13 protein-coding genes are annotated in these 16,481 nt (G+C 43.2%); 1 reads left to right on the top strand and 12 read right to left on the bottom strand.

Annotated elements, in window-relative coordinates; all coding sequences use genetic code 11:
* Positions 1-456 precede the first annotated feature (456 nt).
* The 12 genes from BS614_RS20260 to BS614_RS20205 all read right to left on the bottom strand — a co-directional run bounded on the left by BS614_RS20260 (position 457) and on the right by BS614_RS20205 (position 14,491).
* Positions 457-1,161 carry an SDR family NAD(P)-dependent oxidoreductase gene (locus tag BS614_RS20260; protein ID WP_244898171.1) on the bottom strand — a complete coding sequence of 235 codons (705 nt, stop codon included), beginning with the start codon at positions 1,159-1,161 and terminating at the stop codon, positions 457-459.
* 397 nt (positions 1,162-1,558) lie between these two features.
* Complete coding sequence (locus BS614_RS20255; protein ID WP_017688252.1) at positions 1,559-2,518, bottom strand: NAD-dependent epimerase/dehydratase family protein; 960 nt, start codon at positions 2,516-2,518, stop codon at positions 1,559-1,561.
* Positions 2,519-2,555: 37 nt separating this feature from the next.
* Positions 2,556-3,746 carry a glycine C-acetyltransferase gene (locus BS614_RS20250; protein ID WP_074095332.1) on the bottom strand — a complete coding sequence of 397 codons (1,191 nt, stop codon included), beginning with the start codon at positions 3,744-3,746 and terminating at the stop codon, positions 2,556-2,558.
* A gap of 66 nt (positions 3,747-3,812) precedes the next feature.
* A complete protein-coding gene (locus BS614_RS20245; RefSeq protein ID WP_074095331.1) occupies positions 3,813-4,424 on the bottom strand; it encodes a hypothetical protein in 612 nt (203 codons plus the stop codon).
* Between the two features lie 594 nt (positions 4,425-5,018).
* Entirely contained in the window at positions 5,019-5,237 is a 219-nt protein-coding gene (locus BS614_RS32620; protein ID WP_074095330.1) for a formylglycine-generating enzyme family protein, read from the bottom strand.
* Positions 5,238-5,242: 5 nt separating this feature from the next.
* Positions 5,243-5,455: a hypothetical protein gene (locus BS614_RS32615; RefSeq protein ID WP_074095329.1), complete on the bottom strand. Its 213-nt coding sequence runs from the start codon at positions 5,453-5,455 to the stop codon at positions 5,243-5,245.
* Positions 5,456-5,784: 329 nt separating this feature from the next.
* On the bottom strand, positions 5,785-6,537 hold the full coding sequence (locus BS614_RS20230; protein WP_074096925.1) for an SDR family NAD(P)-dependent oxidoreductase: 753 nt from the start codon (positions 6,535-6,537) through the stop codon (positions 5,785-5,787).
* A gap of 446 nt (positions 6,538-6,983) precedes the next feature.
* On the bottom strand, positions 6,984-8,399 hold the full coding sequence (locus BS614_RS20225; RefSeq protein WP_074095328.1) for an MFS transporter: 1,416 nt from the start codon (positions 8,397-8,399) through the stop codon (positions 6,984-6,986).
* A gap of 222 nt (positions 8,400-8,621) precedes the next feature.
* A complete protein-coding gene (locus tag BS614_RS20220) occupies positions 8,622-9,848 on the bottom strand; it encodes a cytochrome P450 family protein (RefSeq protein WP_074095327.1) in 1,227 nt (408 codons plus the stop codon).
* A 106-nt stretch (positions 9,849-9,954) separates the two neighbouring features.
* Entirely contained in the window at positions 9,955-12,798 is a 2,844-nt protein-coding gene (locus BS614_RS20215; RefSeq protein ID WP_074095326.1) for an alpha-L-rhamnosidase, read from the bottom strand.
* A 50-nt stretch (positions 12,799-12,848) separates the two neighbouring features.
* The gene (locus BS614_RS20210; RefSeq protein WP_074095325.1) at positions 12,849-13,247 is read right to left on the bottom strand and encodes a type 2 periplasmic-binding domain-containing protein; all 399 of its coding nucleotides are present in this window, start codon (positions 13,245-13,247) and stop codon (positions 12,849-12,851) included.
* A 71-nt stretch (positions 13,248-13,318) separates the two neighbouring features.
* Positions 13,319-14,491: a type 2 periplasmic-binding domain-containing protein gene (locus BS614_RS20205; protein WP_074095324.1), complete on the bottom strand. Its 1,173-nt coding sequence runs from the start codon at positions 14,489-14,491 to the stop codon at positions 13,319-13,321.
* Between the two features lie 190 nt (positions 14,492-14,681).
* Here BS614_RS20205 and BS614_RS20200 point away from each other — a divergent pair, with 190 nt between their 5' ends.
* Entirely contained in the window at positions 14,682-16,361 is a 1,680-nt protein-coding gene (locus BS614_RS20200; RefSeq protein WP_074095323.1) for a sensor histidine kinase, read from the top strand.
* Positions 16,362-16,481 lie beyond the last annotated feature (120 nt).

Raw genomic sequence — 16,481 nt, 5'->3', positions numbered from 1 at the left:
TAATTACATATAATACCACAGACACCTCTTTTATTCATGAGAGTCTAAGCGCTGCCCTCCGCGCCTTCGCGGGTTACGTCCTCCTTTTTATATTCCAATTCCAGTCACCTATTAAAGAACCTACGCGTGTAGCATGTAGTGCTTAAACAGGAACTTATCTTTAACCTAAACACTAAGAAAATACTATATTTTCACTGGACAATTAGTTTATTTTCCTACACATTTGTTAAATGAAATTGCATGAAACTTAGTTAGGTGTTTATCTAATCGGTAATCGGTACAAGTTCTTGTCCTCGACTCGGTACAAGAACTTGTACCGAAAAACAAAAAAGCCGCTAAATTAGCGACTTCTTCATCTCTTTCAAGCGTCTCTTAGCACAAAATATATGCCTAGTTCTCAAGCTCATCTACTTGGTTACAACTGTATGTTATGACCTGCTGAAATCATCACCAATGTTAAAACAGAATGGTTTCGGGGGTAACACCCTTAGGATACTCTTCTTCCCATACGTTTTTATCTACATAGGCCTGGTACCACATCTCTGCAATTACATCCGGATCATTAATTGCGCCGGTACCTGACTCCTTGATCAATAAACCTAATGAGCGGTGGTCCACAAAAATCCCTTGAGCAGACAATGAAGTATGAAGATTAGCAACATAATTGCGTAACCCTGAAAGAGCAATACCGATATTCCCCATCATGGACACAGGGTACATGGCGGATAATCCTGAGGTAAAGAGCAAGGCTCCCTCTTTCCTGGCGAGCATATCAGGGAGAACAGCATTGACGACATGGATGGCACTAACCACATTCGCCTCAAATGCGTCCCTGGCGTTCTCCGCCGTTAACTCCAATACAGAAGAGGGAGGATAATTGCCTGCTGTTGGACTGAATTCCAACACATCAATCTGGCCATACTTTTCTTTCATGTTGGTCATAGCCTGTTCAATCTGTTCCTTGTTAAAAATATCTGCTACGAAATAAGATGCCTCGATACTATCCGCTTTCAGTTCATCCACCATATCTTGCAGCTTTGCAGCATTTCTTCCAACTAATGCCACTTGGAAGCCGCGCTTGCCAAAGCTCTTCGCAATAGATAATCCTAATTCCGATCTTAGGTGGAACCCTCCGATATCACGAATGCCAAGAAGCCACAATTCGTGTTCCTAAGCATGAGCGTGAGATACCAAGAGCAATCTACGAAACCGACATCGACGAGTTCGTAAGCACATATTCGCGTCCCGATGGTTGGCGAATATTGATTGGTCTTTACCGGAAAAACGTTATTTCTAATAAAAAAATCGTTATTCACGCGAATTCTTAAATTCATCTGCTTTTTTCTTGCCACATGATCTTCATCATGATGCTATTTAGATAGCTACCTAATCCGAAATGACACAATGTTCTTGTCCTTAAAACAAAAAAAGCCGCTGTAATAGCGACTTTAATGAAACAATGTTCTTGTCCCTCGACAATTTCGTTCTGTTTTTTTTTATAAGTTCCCCTTTCTTGCTTTTTTAGCGATGTCACTCTTCGAACGAATTCATAATAACTTTAAGCCTTGCGAAGCATTTGTCTCTCGCTTAGCTGTGAAAGCATATCCTTCGTCATGGCCTTCAGGTCGTAGCGAGCATGAAATCCCCATTCTGTTTTCGCTGCCGTCGCATCAATGGAATGCGGCCAGCTATCGGCAATCGCCTGTCTCTTCGGATCAACGTCATAATCGAGGATAAAGCCGGGAAGCTCATCCCGAATCGCTGCAGCGATCGCCTCCGGATCCACGCTCATTGCGGTGACATTAAATGAATTTCGGTGCATCAACCGGGAAGAATCCGCTTCCATCAAATCGATGATAGCGTTCAGGGCATCCGGCATATACATCATGTCCATGTTTGAGTCCTTGGCGATATAAGATGTATACCGGCCAGCCGTCACGGCTGCGTAATAAATTTCCACAGCGTAATCCGTCGTTCCTCCGCCGGGAGGCGTCATATAAGATATCAACCCCGGGAATCGCAGCCCCCTAGTATCCAGGCCGTATTTGTGAAAATAATAATCACAAAGCAGTTCGCCGGACACTTTGTTCACGCCGTACATCGTATTGGGCCTCTGGATCGTATCCTGAGGGGTATTGTCTTTCGGAGTCAAAGGACCAAAAGATCCAATGGAGCTTGGAGTGAAAAATTGGCAACCGAGCTCCCTGGATATTTCAAGTGCATTCATCAATCCGCCCATATTCAAATTCCAGGCAAGCAGCGGTTTCTCCTCTGCGGTAGCCGACAGCAGCGCAGCCAAATGGATGACGGTATCAACTTCGTACCGCTTGGCGATTTCGAACATGGCCTTATCATTCGTCACGTCGAGCAGCTCGAATGGCCCGGATCGGGTAATTTCGTGGGCTGATGACCTGAGATCCGTAGCAACGACGTGATCAGCACCATAAATTTCACGTAATTTAACAACTAACTCAGAACCGATTTGGCCCAGTGCTCCGGTCACCAAAATCTTGTTCATAAGACATTCCTCCCGAAATGTACTTCCGCGAATGCAGCTAAATCAGCTTCATTTCCTTGCCAACTTTCTCATAAACGGAGATCACCTGGTCGAGCATCTCCTTGGTATGGGCAGCTGTCGGCATGTTGCGTATTCTTCCGGTTCCTTTCGGAACCGTCGGAAACAGGATTGCCTTGGCGTAAACGCCTTCTTCATAAAGCCGTTTGCTGAACTGTTGGGTGGTTACTTCATCGCCAATGATACAAGGTGTGATCGGCGTTTCGCTTTGGCCTACATCATATCCAAGCCGGCTCAAGCCATTTTTCAAATCATTGCCGTTCTCCCACAGCTTCTCGATCAGCTCTTTGTCATTCATCAAAATGTCGACAGAAGCGCTGCAAGAAGCGATTGCAGCCGGAGGTAGCGATGTCGAGAACAGAAACGGACGGCTTCTCAGCTTCAACCATTCGATCAGTTGTTTTTTACCCGCCACATAACCGCCGACAACGCCAATCGCCTTGGAAAGAGTACCAATTTGAAAGTCAATCCGGTCGGACAATCCAAAATGCTTCACGGTTCCCGCACCTGCTCCGAGAACGCCCGAACCGTGGGCATCATCCACATAAGTAATCAGATCGAATTCTTCTGCTATTTTCACGATTTCAGGCAGCTTTGCTATATCACCATCCATGGAGAAAACCCCGTCGGTGATGACCATAATTTTATGGTACTGACCGGATTCCGTGGCATCTTTCGCCTGCTGTCTTAAATCATTCATATCCGAATGCTTAAAGCGAATCACCTTGGCTCTCGACAGGCGGCAGCCATCAATAATCGAAGCGTGGTTCAGCTCATCTGATAAAATCGCATCATGCTGGTCCATTACCGCAGATATAGCAGCCATATTGCAGTTAAATCCCGATTGATAAACGATAACGGCTTCCGTTTTTTTGAAACGGGCCAGTTTTTCTTCAAGCTCAATATGAAGATCCATCGTACCATTAATTGTTCTCACAGCCCCTGCGCCTGCCCCGTATGTCTGCGACGCCTTAACTGAAGCATCAATCAGGCGGTAATCTGTTGCCAGTCCCAAATAGTTATTGGAAGACAAATTGATTAGGGACTTTCCGTCGATACGAATAACAGGACCATTTGCACCCTGCAGCGTATCGATGAAGTTATATAGACCTTTAGTTTTTAGATCTTCGATGTTCGATTTTAAAAATTGGTCCAATGCTTGACTTGACATTCCATTCCCTCCTCAACATACGCATGTCCTCGTACAGGAGACACAGTATTCTTCAAAAAAACCCTGTTATAAAAGGAAATAAACTAATTTAAATGTATCATCATTTTTATTTTTTGTACACATGTGGCGGACAAAAAATAAAAAAATCCGCAAAAAAATATAGCGATTGCTTCCCCCATTCTCGGAAGAAATCGCTACTAAATCTTTGCTTATATCTTTTGCTGCTCGGTAGTTTGCGATACCATGCCGATTAGATACACGACTAATCGGTAATTTACCATAGTAAGCTTTCTTTTCAACAACATCATGGGTGTTTCTTCTGATCTGTATCGCGACTGATTGAGGTGTATAGGACGTCATAGTATAAATATTACGTTTGGCACTTTCATGTTGATATGGGCAGACGTATTTAAAAGCCGGCACTTCTTCATTTTCTAAATAGTGATACTCAATGAAACTTGATGAGGTATTCTCAACAAAGCTGTATTTCAAAGCTACGTTTGGAAAAGATCGATATCTCATTGTATTTACTTCGTTCCAAGAAGGCGTGCTAATTTCCGTACTTCTCCTCCCTGCTATCTCCAGCCAGGCATTAAAAAAATTTTCGCTGAATTGAATAACTAATTTTTCAATAATCCAAAAAAGAATTTTTGCATCAATACAATATTGGATCTTCATTTGAAAACTAACTCTTAGCCGAATATCATTCAGGGGTCATTAGTTTACTTGTGACGTGGTGGATATATCAGCTTTAAGAAGATGTTACCGCAGAACAGATGGATGAGTATTACTATCAAATGGATAACGAGAAAATAAATCACGTCCCATAAAGATGGCGATCAAAACAAAAAAGCCGCTACAATATCGACTTTAATAGGAATATGTTCCTGTAGATTCCTGCATCGGAACAATATCCTAGCATAAGTTGTCGTAAAAGATTAAAACAAAAATTAACGTGAATAATCTAATGTCCTGATGGTACTATCTCCCACCTCAAATTTACTTTTCATAAGTCTCATGTGTGCAGGATTGCCTAACCGGCTAGCGACTTGCATTGGCAATATTTACTCATTAAACTGTTTTCTCATCTTTGTTAAAGTGGATAAGCATTATGAAGACAAAAATATTGAATTACCCTGCCCCCGTTAGCGCAGCGAAGGCAGCCGATCTTAGTCGTCGGCTGCCTTCGAGTCATCAGTAAGCTATAGTTTCCGGATAGTTGAACACCTACCGTCAGCTCAACGACTTGAGCATACTCGATGTGTCGTTTTCTCAAGGATTTGTATGTGCTATTCTAAAACCAAGATCATCTATTTTGAAATTGGGCATGCTTTTCCTTCTACTCGTAGAACCACAATTACTCTCCACTTCAGCCCGACTGCCTCCCCTGAAAACTCTATAGTTCCCATATCGTTCAGCATCATAGAGATCCCAGCACCATTCCCAGACGTTACCGATCAAGTCATAAAGTCCCCATGGATTAGGAAGCAACTGTGCTACTTTATGAACAGATCCATTGGAATTTCCTTGATACCATGCAATTTGATCAATTCTTGCATACCGATATCCCGTTGATCCTGTTTAGCACGATTACAGAAAGCAATAGCATCCATCCACGAAACTTCCGTAATTGGCAGCTTACTCACAATCGGCTCTATTTCTTCTTCATGCATGACAAAATGATATAACTGCTGTGTTACTGGGAACATGTTCTTGTCCCTCGCAATTCTATAAAATTCATCGCTCTTGAGGGTCAATTTATCCACGAATATGTCTTTGCTGGTTGGGGTGCTAGTGCCGAACTCACCATTCGATTTACAGTGAACCTGGCTTTTTGGAGTATTTCTATAAATGGAAAATGTCATTATAGATGAGTTTTTTACTCCATATAACCGTTATGCCTTTCCTTACAAACTAGATTAATCCCATTCAATATAATCTGATGGCCATTTTCTCAAAAAAATGCATCCCTTCTTCTTTTAAACGCTTCATTGTATATCTCTCTCATCATTTCTAATTTAGTGTCCATTTAGAATTCTTAAAGGGTAAGGCCACCATCAGCCACGATAATGGAACCAGTCATATAGCTTGATCCGTCCGAAGCCAGGAATGCAACGACTTCAGCGAGTTCCTCTGGTTCAGCATACCGTCCAATTCTCATATTAGGAAACTCTTCTGGCATATAACCGCTGTCTTGCAGCATTTGTGGAACAGCAGCTGTCAAAGCGGAAGCTACCCCTCCAGGGCAGATCGCGTTAACTCGAATTCCTTTTCGGACGTATTCAAGTGCAGCTGCCTTGGTTAAACCGGCAACGCCGTGTTTGCTGGCTGTATAAGCAGCCAAGCTGTGTTCAGCGCGAATGGCTGTTGTAGATGCAGTATTAATGACATGACCGTATCCTTGTTCGTCCATCACTCGAAGTGCATGTTTCATTCCGAGGAATATACCTTTCAGATTGACATCGATGATTCGATTGAAGTCTTCCAGGCTCATGCTATGGAAACTTTGGAATTGTTGGATGATTCCTGCGTTATTAAAAGCTACATCAATTTTTCCGTAAGTATCAACAGCTTGCTGGATATAATTCTGGACATCATCTTCTTTGGAAACATCGGCTTGTACAAAAATGGCTTCGCCATCTTGCTCCTTTACTAGCTCCAGTGTCTCTTGTCCTGTTGCAGTATTATAATCGACCAGAACCAGCTTGGCTCCTCTGGCTGCCATCAGAATGGCGCTTGCTCTTCCTATTCCACTGCCTGCTCCTGTGATTGTAATGACTTTCCCTGCCAGGGAATCCGATTGCTTGTTTGCAGCAACCGCAGGTTTGGTTTTCGGAGTTTCTCCTGACACAATTGAAATACCAGCCAAATCATTCTTTAAAGCTATCAATGTAACTTCAGGAATATCCACTTGAGGAACCGCTACCAACTGATTTAGTGTGAAATTGGAAGCCATCTTAAATGTAGGAGCGTTAATAAACTCGGGTAAATGTTTAGTTAGAATTGCTACCGCCTCTTCATTATTCAGCAAATCACCGATTTTAATATTTTCATTGTAGGCCATTATTCTTCATCCTCCGATACATGATGTGTGTAAAATTTTTAGTTGATAGTATTGCTATCAATGTGATTATTAAGATATCATTTACTGTCGGAATTTGCAATTCTCATTGAAATGAATCCATTCCAGTGCTTCTTCTACAATTTTCATTTATAGCATATTGAAGCGTTCTCAATTTAAATTTTAGCGGTTCTTCTTTCTTCAAGATCTTTGAGGATTTTAGGGAATTCTTTATCCAGTTTGTAGAAGAACAGACAGATTACAATCACTGCCATTACAACAATAGGTACATAAATGTTCAATGCAATAATAGCTTGTTTAGCTGCATTCCCCTGCTCGCTCGCCTGTTCCACGTAACCGCCTAAGGCAAGCAACCATCCAATCATGGCTGCTCCTAAAGCAGTACCCACCTTGTTGCCAAAGGCATTAACACTATTCGTTAATCCAACCATTCTTTTATGGAATTTCCATTCTCCATATTCAATCGTATCCGTGATGAGTGCTCCTCCAACTGCCATGAGAGGAATTGTACCAAGGGTTTGGAATATCGAACACACAAGTCCTAGCATAATACTCTCGGGTGCAATCAATCTGGCCGTTGCTCCAATCAAACCAATGATGACCCCACCAAGAGCTGTGTTGCGTTTGCCAAACTTTTTAATAAAGGGTCCGGATAAGCTAAAACCGATGACGACCGGAATTAGACCTATGCCTCCCATAATGGCAATCAGATTCACATCTCCCCAGATGTACTTGGCGTAATAGGTTCCTGCAGCAACACCTAAAGCGAACAAAATATTAGAAAAGGTCCCAACAGTGAACATCAGAAGCCAGTATTTATTGGAAATTAACATTCTCAACCCTTGTCCTAGTGGAATTTTCTCCTGAAAAGCGCCAAGTTCATCCAATTGTACATTGTTATATTTCTCTCTGTTGGAGAAAAAGGCGATGAGTATTCCTGCTGCAGCCACGAATGCAAAGATCCCGGCTAATATAGTCCATTCCCTTCTGCCACCACCCATAGCGTTGACAATAGGAAGAAAAGCAATCGCCACAACCATTCCTGCTAAATAACCGCTACTTGATCTGATAATACCCATTAAAGATCTTTCATAGGTGTTGCGTGTAGTCAGGGCCATCAAACTTGAGTATGGTATGAATGTAGGTGTATAGACCATAATGTAAAATACCAGATTGGTTATAATGGCATATACAATTTTACCTGTGACGCTGATATCCGGAACTGAAAATAACAATAACAACGATACAAACATCGGAATGCTCATCCAGAGTAACCAAGGACGTGCTTGCCCATACTTGGATTTAGTCCGGTCTACGAGCACGCCCATGCCCACATCAGCAACTGCATCAAGTAGTTTGGTAACCAATAGTACGGTTCCGACAATAGCTGCCGATACTCCTACAACATCCGTGTAATAATACGTTATTAGTCCCAGCAATCCGCTTGAAATGTTGAGTCCAAACTGCCCCATGGAATCTCCGATCAGTCTTTTAGTCGGGATTTCACGTTCAGGTTGGTGAGGTGTGTCTGTGCCAACGGTGACGTGTTGGTCATTTACTGCAACTCCCATAACTTTTTCCCTCCGATATACTCTTGATGGATACGTACTGAATTCGCTTTCATATCTTTATTGTAAGATCCATACAGGAATACGGATATAACGCGTTGTTAAGATGAAATAACGTAATCCAAATACAATATCGGAGTTGAGTACCTTATAAAAAAAGAAGCCACAATTATCGTGGCTTCTCTTCATTCAATATGAATAAGTACGTTTCTCATTTAATGTAAATCAGAACGAAACCGGGAAGTCTTTTAATCCGCGAATAATCATGCCTGGGCGCCATTCCAATGATTCCTCTGTTGTGTTCAGACGAATATCAGGCATTTTACGCAGTAACGCATTAATAGCAATTTCCCCTTCTAGTCTCGCTAAGGGTGCTCCAAGACAGAAATGTATGCCCTTTCCAAAGGCAATATGATTATTCACCTTACGTGTAATATCAAACGTATCCGGTTCGGGGAACTGCTGTTGATCACGATTTGCAGATGAAAACGAAACAAAGAGCATCTCCCCTTGTCGAATATGTTTTCCGCCATACTCTACATCTTCAGTAGCCCAGCGTATGTTGCTCACTTCAGCCGGTCCGTTATACCGAAGGATCTCTTCCAGGGCTGGATGAATCAATTCAGGATCATTCAAGAGCAATTGCTTCTGCTCCGGGTTATCAAGCAACGCCAGCATACCGTTCCCGATCAGATTCACGGTTGTTTCATGGCCTGCAATGATTAGAACGAAGACAAGGGCATATAGTTCCTGCTCCGAAAGAACATCTCCCTCCTCCTCCACGCTGATGAGGTCGCTAATCAGGTCTTCCTGAAGATGTTGGCGTCTTTCTGTGATCAACACATGCAGATAGTCTACGAATGCCTTCATGACCTCATCGCTCTTCTCGTTCATTTGTGGATTGTTGAATCCCTCCATAATGGTATTGGACCACTCCTGGAATTTGTCCTGATCCTCTAGAGGAACCCCCAACATTTCACATATAACCATGATCGGAAGGGGAAAAGCATAATCTTCGATCAGATCCAGTTCCCTTTTTCCACTCGCCAGTACCTTGTCAAGCAATTCATCGCTTATTTCTACAATTCTACCGCGCAGGCGCTCAATCATACGGGGTGTAAAAGCTTTCTGTATCAATCTCCGTAGACGGCGGTGATCCTCCGGGTTCACACTAAGCAAATTACGAGAAATTATCTCTTGATGTGGCGGAGCTGACCCCTCAACATTCCCCATGAACGGAGGGTTCGTCACAAAGCGTTTATCCTGCAAAATCTCAACGGCGTCTTCGTAGCGAGTAATCATCCATGCAAAGTGACCACTGGGCAGCAGAAAACGGTGCACTGGATCTTCGTTTCGCAGCTCCTCGTAGACCGGAAAGGGAGTATTTATAAACGATTTATCAAGAAAATCAACTCCCGACTTCGAATGTCCCTTGTTACCATTGGTAAACATTACAACGCCTCCCGAATACATGATAGTTTGGATATCAATACAATATCAATTCTATCATTTCCGAATGCGACTTTCAAATTTTGGAATATGACGTACCCTGCTACACTCATTGGTCAAGCTGAACCATCGCCAACTTGCGATCGAGTTCATCCAACTGTTCTTCAGGTGCGCTGAAGGATGGATAACTGGCCAATTCACGTACACTCGCTTCTCCCATTGGCCCAATGGTTTCTGGATTCAACGTAGCAAAGACTGGTGAGAATTCGCTTAAAGCTTCGCGGCCTCCCTCATTACGTAGCAAGTCATTGAGTGGAGTGTGTGTGCTAAGAATTTTTTTGTATGCTTTGGATGGAGCATAGTTTACTTCATACGTACCACTACTCACTTCAATTACGGTATTCTCTTCTTCCTGTGTAACAGGTAATCCGGAATCGGTAAGGATAACACCGTTCAGGGTCACATTCTCCATTTGAGCATGTGGCAGTTTTATCGTAGCTGTTGCATTGAACGGTATGGAGAAGCTGAAGAACAAATGACCTTGCTCGTCGAATCGCCATTCACTCTTGTACCGCCCCGCTGCTGTATCTACATGAGCTTTTACCCATTGGATTCTAAAATCAGGCAGAGGTGCCAATAATGCGTAACGGAATCCTGGCTTGTCCTCGACAGGGTTGATTCCTACCATATTCCGATACATCCATTCCACAACTGCTCCATAAGCATAATGATTAAGGGAGTTCATGCCATCTTCGCTGATTTTCCCGTCCGGAAGAATAGAGTTCCAGCGCTCCCAGATCGTTGTCGCCCCCATATTGACCGCATACAGCCAGCTTGGATAATCATCATTAAGCAGCAGTGTGTATGCAATGTCGTTGCTTCCATGCTCTGACAGAACCCGGTTCAGATAGGGTGTTCCGACAAAGCCTGTTCGCAGATGGTTCTGGTCCTTGCGCAGACGCATGCGGATGTCTTCCTCAATCCGCGGAGTGTGTTTTTCAGGCACCAGATTCTTAAACAAGGCTACCGCATATGCCGTCTGCGTATCTACAGCGAGACGTCCATTGCTAGTAAAGAATTCATCCTTAATCGCTGCTCTAACCTCTAGCGCCAGTTGCGCATAGGTCTCCGCGATGTCTCCATGTCCCAGAACTTTGGCTGCCTTCGCTACAATATCTGCTGAATAAGCGTAATACGCTGAAGCCACAAAATGATTATCTGTTCCGCCCATTGGAGAGTCAGGATTATCCCCATCGAGTGCGAGCCAGTCACCAAAATGGAAACCTACTGTCCATAATCGTTTGCCGCCTGATTCGTCATCTGTGCGCTTAATGAAGTCCACCCATGCCTTCATGCTGTCGAACTGTTGCTCAAGAATTCCCTTATCTCCAGAGTGCACATAACTGTTCCATGGAATAATTGTGGCTGCATCGCCCCAGGCGCTAGATCCACCGCCTTGCACTCTTCCAACTGGAATAACCATAGGGACCATACCGTCACGATCTTCTTGCTCCATCCATAGATCATAGCCGTATTTATTGAAGAATGCGTAAGTATCCATGTTGAAATTAGCCGTACCTGAGAAGACCTGTGCATCACCTGTCCAGCCCATTCGTTCATCCCGTTGCGGACAATCTGTAGGTGTATCCAGGAAATTTCCTTTTTGACCCCATAGTGCATTCTCATATAGACGGTTGATTCCTGAATGGCTTGTCTCCAAATATCCGATGCGGTCCATATCCGAGTAAACAACACATCCTGTGAAATCGTCCAAGTCCAACTTACCAATCCAACCCTCTACTTTGATATATCTGAAGCCGTAGAACGTAAAGTAGGGTCGAATGATGGCCTCATTGCCATCTGATGTATACGTATATTCCGCCTTGGCCGATCTAAGATTCTCCCGATAGAAATTACCATCCTGAAGTACTTCGCCATATTGTAAATAAATGACTGATCCACGCGGTGCCTGAGTGCGAAATTGCAGCCAGCCTACCATGTTTTGTCCCATATCAATGACGGTCTCCCCAGCTGAAGTGATGAGGACCTCGATCGGTTTTATTGTTTCCTTGATCACAACGGGGAGACTCTTTCTAGCCATCAGACGCTCATAGCCGAGATAGGTTTCCTTTACAGGATATTCCTCAGAAACATCCAGAGTAGCATCATAGATTTCTCCATCATAGATGTTACTATCCAACACCTGGGAGCGGGTAGCGCGCCAGGACGTATCTGTTTTAAATACGACTTCGGTACCATCTGTATAGGTAATAATGATTTCGGAGAGTAGTGCAAAATGGTCTCCATACAGTTCCCCTGTTGTATCCCCTTCAAAGCCAAAGCGACCTTTGTACCAACCGTTTCCGAGGCCTACATCAACCGTGTTTGTACCTAGCTGCAGCATATCTGTAATATCGTAGGTCTGATACTGCAACCACTTGTGATAGGCATTATAATGGGGAGCCAAATATTCATCTCCAACCTTGGAGCCATTAAGCATCATCTCGTAAACACCCAGACCACATACGTATGCACGGGCTTTTACCACTGAACCCGCAATTTCGAAACTTCTTTTCAAGACAGGATGGACTGAACTGTCCAGTTCGGGGGTGATCCACTGAGCTGTCCACGCCTCTTCCTGCTTTGCGGTTTCAAACCAAGCTGTCTCACTGATGGCATCTTCACCACGTTCGTTCCATACCCGTACTCTCCAGTAATATCGGGTCCTTGGAGCTAATGTCAGAGACGGTATATATGCGAGTGAATCAATGTCCTCTTTTTTACCACTGTCAAAAACGATGTTAATGAAGGCTTCATCCAGCGCTATTTCTATTTGTGCAGCAATCTGTTTAGTTGCCGTAGTCTCCGTAACAACATAAGACAAGCTTGGATATTCTATTGCGAATCCTAACGGATTGGATACATGATTTGTTTTTAAATTTGTGATTTTCATGACTTTACCCTCCATTATCGTTGAATACGTTCTCACAACTTTGTTCTGCATTATTGAGATTGGATTGACCTGTACCACTCGTTCACTTCGTCCGTCATTTGTTTTCCGCCAGATTTGAGCCATTTCTTAACAAAATCATCAAAAGCCTCTATAGGCTGCTCGCCATAAATAATAGAATTAAAGGTATCCAACTCCATCTTTTGCAGATAGGTGTTCCTTGATCGCATTATTTTCGTCGCCGGTCCTTGAAACAGGTTTCGTTGGTCTATTTTTTCCTGAGTCGCCTCAACAACGTCTGCCTGTGTAACCGGCAACTCATCCGGGTTGTTCGGGTCTACCCCCATACTGAAAAAGGCGGCTCGATCATAAGCATTCAGTTGTTTACCTTTACCTAGTTTTAGAATGGCGTCTTTAAATCGTGAAGGATAGCTTGCATATTGGCTAAACAATGTATATTTGGAGGTATTTACTTTTCCTCCTTGAATTGTACTGCTCTCACTGTTAATAGATCCATCCTGTTTCAGAACATAGTCATACCCGTTTTGATAGGCGCTAAGAAAGACGGATCATCGGTTACAGTTGCTTCATATAAATAGTTCTGGTATTTAAAAAATGCCTGTAACGCTTCTTCAGAAATGTCTTTGCTAATAAGGAGAGCAGCACTGTAAGAATTGTCCGCCAGTCTCCCTGCTGTTCCATCAGGACCCGTTGGTATCGGATTAGGAATAAATTCTGCTTGAGAATCTCTAGCTATGAGCTGCTTCACCGGATAGTCAGCAAACCATCGTGGTCCTGCAACAATTCCGACCTTGCCGGCAATTACGTTTTCGTTAACTTGACTGAAATCTTGTAATGCAACGTTGTTTCCCATATATCCTTTGCTTTGCCATGATCTCAGTCTCAACAGTGCTTTTTTGATCTCCGGTTGAATGCTGCCGTACATCAACTGTCCCTTTCCATCTTCACCCCATATTTCAGGAAGGGCTCCATAAGCCCCGAATACCCATGAGATATCTCCTGTTGGGGAAGCCAGATACTGATCCTTGATGGCAAAATCAATGCCGTAGGTATCTTTTAACCCATTCCCATCCGGATCATCATAAGTAAAGGCTTTCATGATTTGTTCGAGTTCATCCAGATTACGCGGGGCTTCAAGTCCCAGTTTATCCAGCCAATCTTTACGGATCCATAGTACAGCTTGTGAAGCTTGTTCAGTAATAATGGGGATCGCCATTCTTTTACCATTTTCAATGAACGGTTGCCAGGCTTCAGGAACTTCTGCCATAGCCGCTTTCCAGGTGGGAGAGGCGTATTGATCAAAGGCTTCTCCCGCATCCAATACCTTTCCTGAAGTCAGGAACTGATTCGTCGTATCCATGACTTTAGATGAAAATACATCAGGAAGTGGATCATCGGAAGACAACATTAATCTAAGCTTCATATCGTAATCCTCCACCGGAGCACTCCATTGTGTGCGAATATCCACCCCCAATGTCTTCTTGGCCCAACGTATATGTACGTTATCGGACGCCGTTTCGCTGTTTTTGTATACGGTGGTTGGTTCATCCATCTTCACGGTGGTTAGGACGACTTCATGTTTAACAGGTTCCTGTTGGGGAGTTGTTTCATCACATGCCGTCAATAGAGCCAAACAAAGGACGGACAGAAGCAGGGATTTTTTCCTCCAGCTCATATTCAAAATTCTCCTTCATCTATTTCATCTTAATCATATCGTGACAACTATGGGATCGAAATAACGCTATTTCAACATTCCATAATTCAATCTTAACTTACGCTTCTATTACTCTTTGATTCACTTGTGTTTCTCCTTTAGTCGCCCTACAATGAGATATATTTACATCATTGGCAGGGGGAATAACGGTGTGAAGCAGAAGTACAGAACATTCCTGAACATGGTGGCAATTACTTTGATTATGCTTGCAGCAGTATTAATCATGTACACCTTCTCTGTCCAGTCCAGCTTGGATACGGTCAAAAAAGATATTGAGGCCAACAACCTTAATCGGGTTCAATTTGTAGTAAATACACTCGACCAGAACATAGATCGGTTAAATATGCTTGCCATTACACTGGAAACGGATAATACGATTGCTCTCCTTCGATCCATCGACGTCATGAGTACATTTGAACAGGTTCAGCTCATTCAGAATGTTGAGGCCAGAGTGAAACTTCAAAGTCTTTCGGAAGGATGGAGTAACAAAATATCCATCTACTCCGTCCTACTCAATCAATGGATTGTATCTTCGGAAAATCAGATGCAGTCTCCTGAGAATGATTCACCACAGTCAGGGTGGAAAATAGATCTGGTTACAGGGGCATTTTATAAATACAAGACGAATTCCGAGCTAATTATGCGAATGGAGTTCCCTCGGAGCAATCTGGAGGAACTTGTAGAAAACTCACATCAGGGAGAGAATGAGGCCGTATTCTATCATCCGAATCAGGGATCCATTACTCGCAAAAACGCGAACCCCTTGACCTCCCTTATTTTAGACCAAGTCATCACTAATCTTAAGCCTGCTTCCGGTACCGAGACAGTCTCTGTTAATAGTTCTGACTATATCGTCAACTATGTGTATTCACAACAACTTGAATGGTATCTTATTGACTTTATGCCTCTGGATAAGGTGTTGCAACCCATTAAAACCAGCCAAATCTGGTTCTACTCCGCCTGCGTTATGCTGTTTATGGCAGGGTTGACGATTATCGTTGTCCTCTTTCGTAAAGTTCAGATTCCTATACTGGTTCTTCTGAAAGGGGTTCGACTTCTCAAGCACGCGGATTTCTCTTATCGTATTAAGAGGCAGAGCAGCAATGAATTTGATTATTTGTATGGACAGTTCAATGACATGGCTGAACAGATCGAAGACTTGATCGAGAAAGTATATAAGGAACAAATCATAGCACGAGAAGCTGTGCTCAAGCAGTTGCAGGCTCAAATCAATCCGCATTTCCTTTATAATTGCCTGTTTTTCATCAATAACATGACGCGACTTGGCAACGAGGAAGCCGTTACGGCCATGACCCAGAATCTTGCGGAGTATTTCAGATATACGACCCGTCTGAATGAACCAATGACCCGTTTGGAAAAAGAACTGGGTATCGTCCGGAATTATCTTGAAATTCAATGTCTGCGTATGGAACGACTCTCCTATCATATTGAACTGCCCGATGATCTCAGTTCTATTCCAATTCCAAAGCTGCTTGTCCAGCCTTTGGTGGAAAACAGTATTATCCACGGAATTGAAATGAAGCGTGATTCAGGTTATATACAGGTTAAGGTAGAACGGACCGAACGAGGTATTCTTCTTACTGTTGAAGATGATGGAAAAGGGATGACACTTGACGAGATCAACTCCCTCATGGTTAGACTTGCCGAACCTCCTATAGATACCATAGGTTGTGCCCTGTGGAACATCACTGAACGTCTGCGTATTCATGACCCTGTTCATTCAGGTATCCAATTTGATCAAAGTCCACTCGGCGGTATGCGGGTGAGAATTCACTGGTCCCTTCCCACAAATGATCGAGAACTTGAATAATAAAGTCTATACAAAATGCCTCATACATCACTTGAATTTTGATGTATGAGGCATTATTGATTTTTAATTGACAGAAAAGTGTCATGTTTGTTAGCATAGTCTGAGTTAAATCGAACAAGG

This window comes from Paenibacillus xylanexedens (assembly GCF_001908275.1).
Classification (GTDB): Bacteria; Bacillota; Bacilli; order Paenibacillales; family Paenibacillaceae; genus Paenibacillus; species Paenibacillus xylanexedens_A.
The sequence above is the reverse complement of the archived record's forward strand: the minus strand, read 5'-3'. Positions and strand labels throughout refer to the sequence as shown.

Excerpts from the sequence above, each read along its gene's own strand:
- BS614_RS20255 (WP_017688252.1), bottom strand. The coding sequence starts at position 2,518 with ATGAACAAGATTTTGGTGACCGGAGCACTGGGCCAAATCGGTTCTGAG.
- BS614_RS20250 (WP_074095332.1), bottom strand. The coding sequence starts at position 3,746 with ATGTCAAGTCAAGCATTGGACCAATTTTTAAAATCGAACATCGAAGAT.
- BS614_RS20245 (WP_074095331.1), bottom strand. The coding sequence starts at position 4,424 with ATGAAGATCCAATATTGTATTGATGCAAAAATTCTTTTTTGGATTATT.
- BS614_RS32615 (WP_074095329.1), bottom strand. The coding sequence starts at position 5,455 with ATGTTCCCAGTAACACAGCAGTTATATCATTTTGTCATGCATGAAGAA.
- BS614_RS20225 (WP_074095328.1), bottom strand. The coding sequence starts at position 8,399 with ATGGGAGTTGCAGTAAATGACCAACACGTCACCGTTGGCACAGACACA.
- BS614_RS20220 (WP_074095327.1), bottom strand. The coding sequence starts at position 9,848 with ATGTTTACCAATGGTAACAAGGGACATTCGAAGTCGGGAGTTGATTTT.
- BS614_RS20215 (WP_074095326.1), bottom strand. The coding sequence starts at position 12,798 with ATGAAAATCACAAATTTAAAAACAAATCATGTATCCAATCCGTTAGGA.
- BS614_RS20205 (WP_074095324.1), bottom strand. The coding sequence starts at position 14,491 with ATGAGCTGGAGGAAAAAATCCCTGCTTCTGTCCGTCCTTTGTTTGGCT.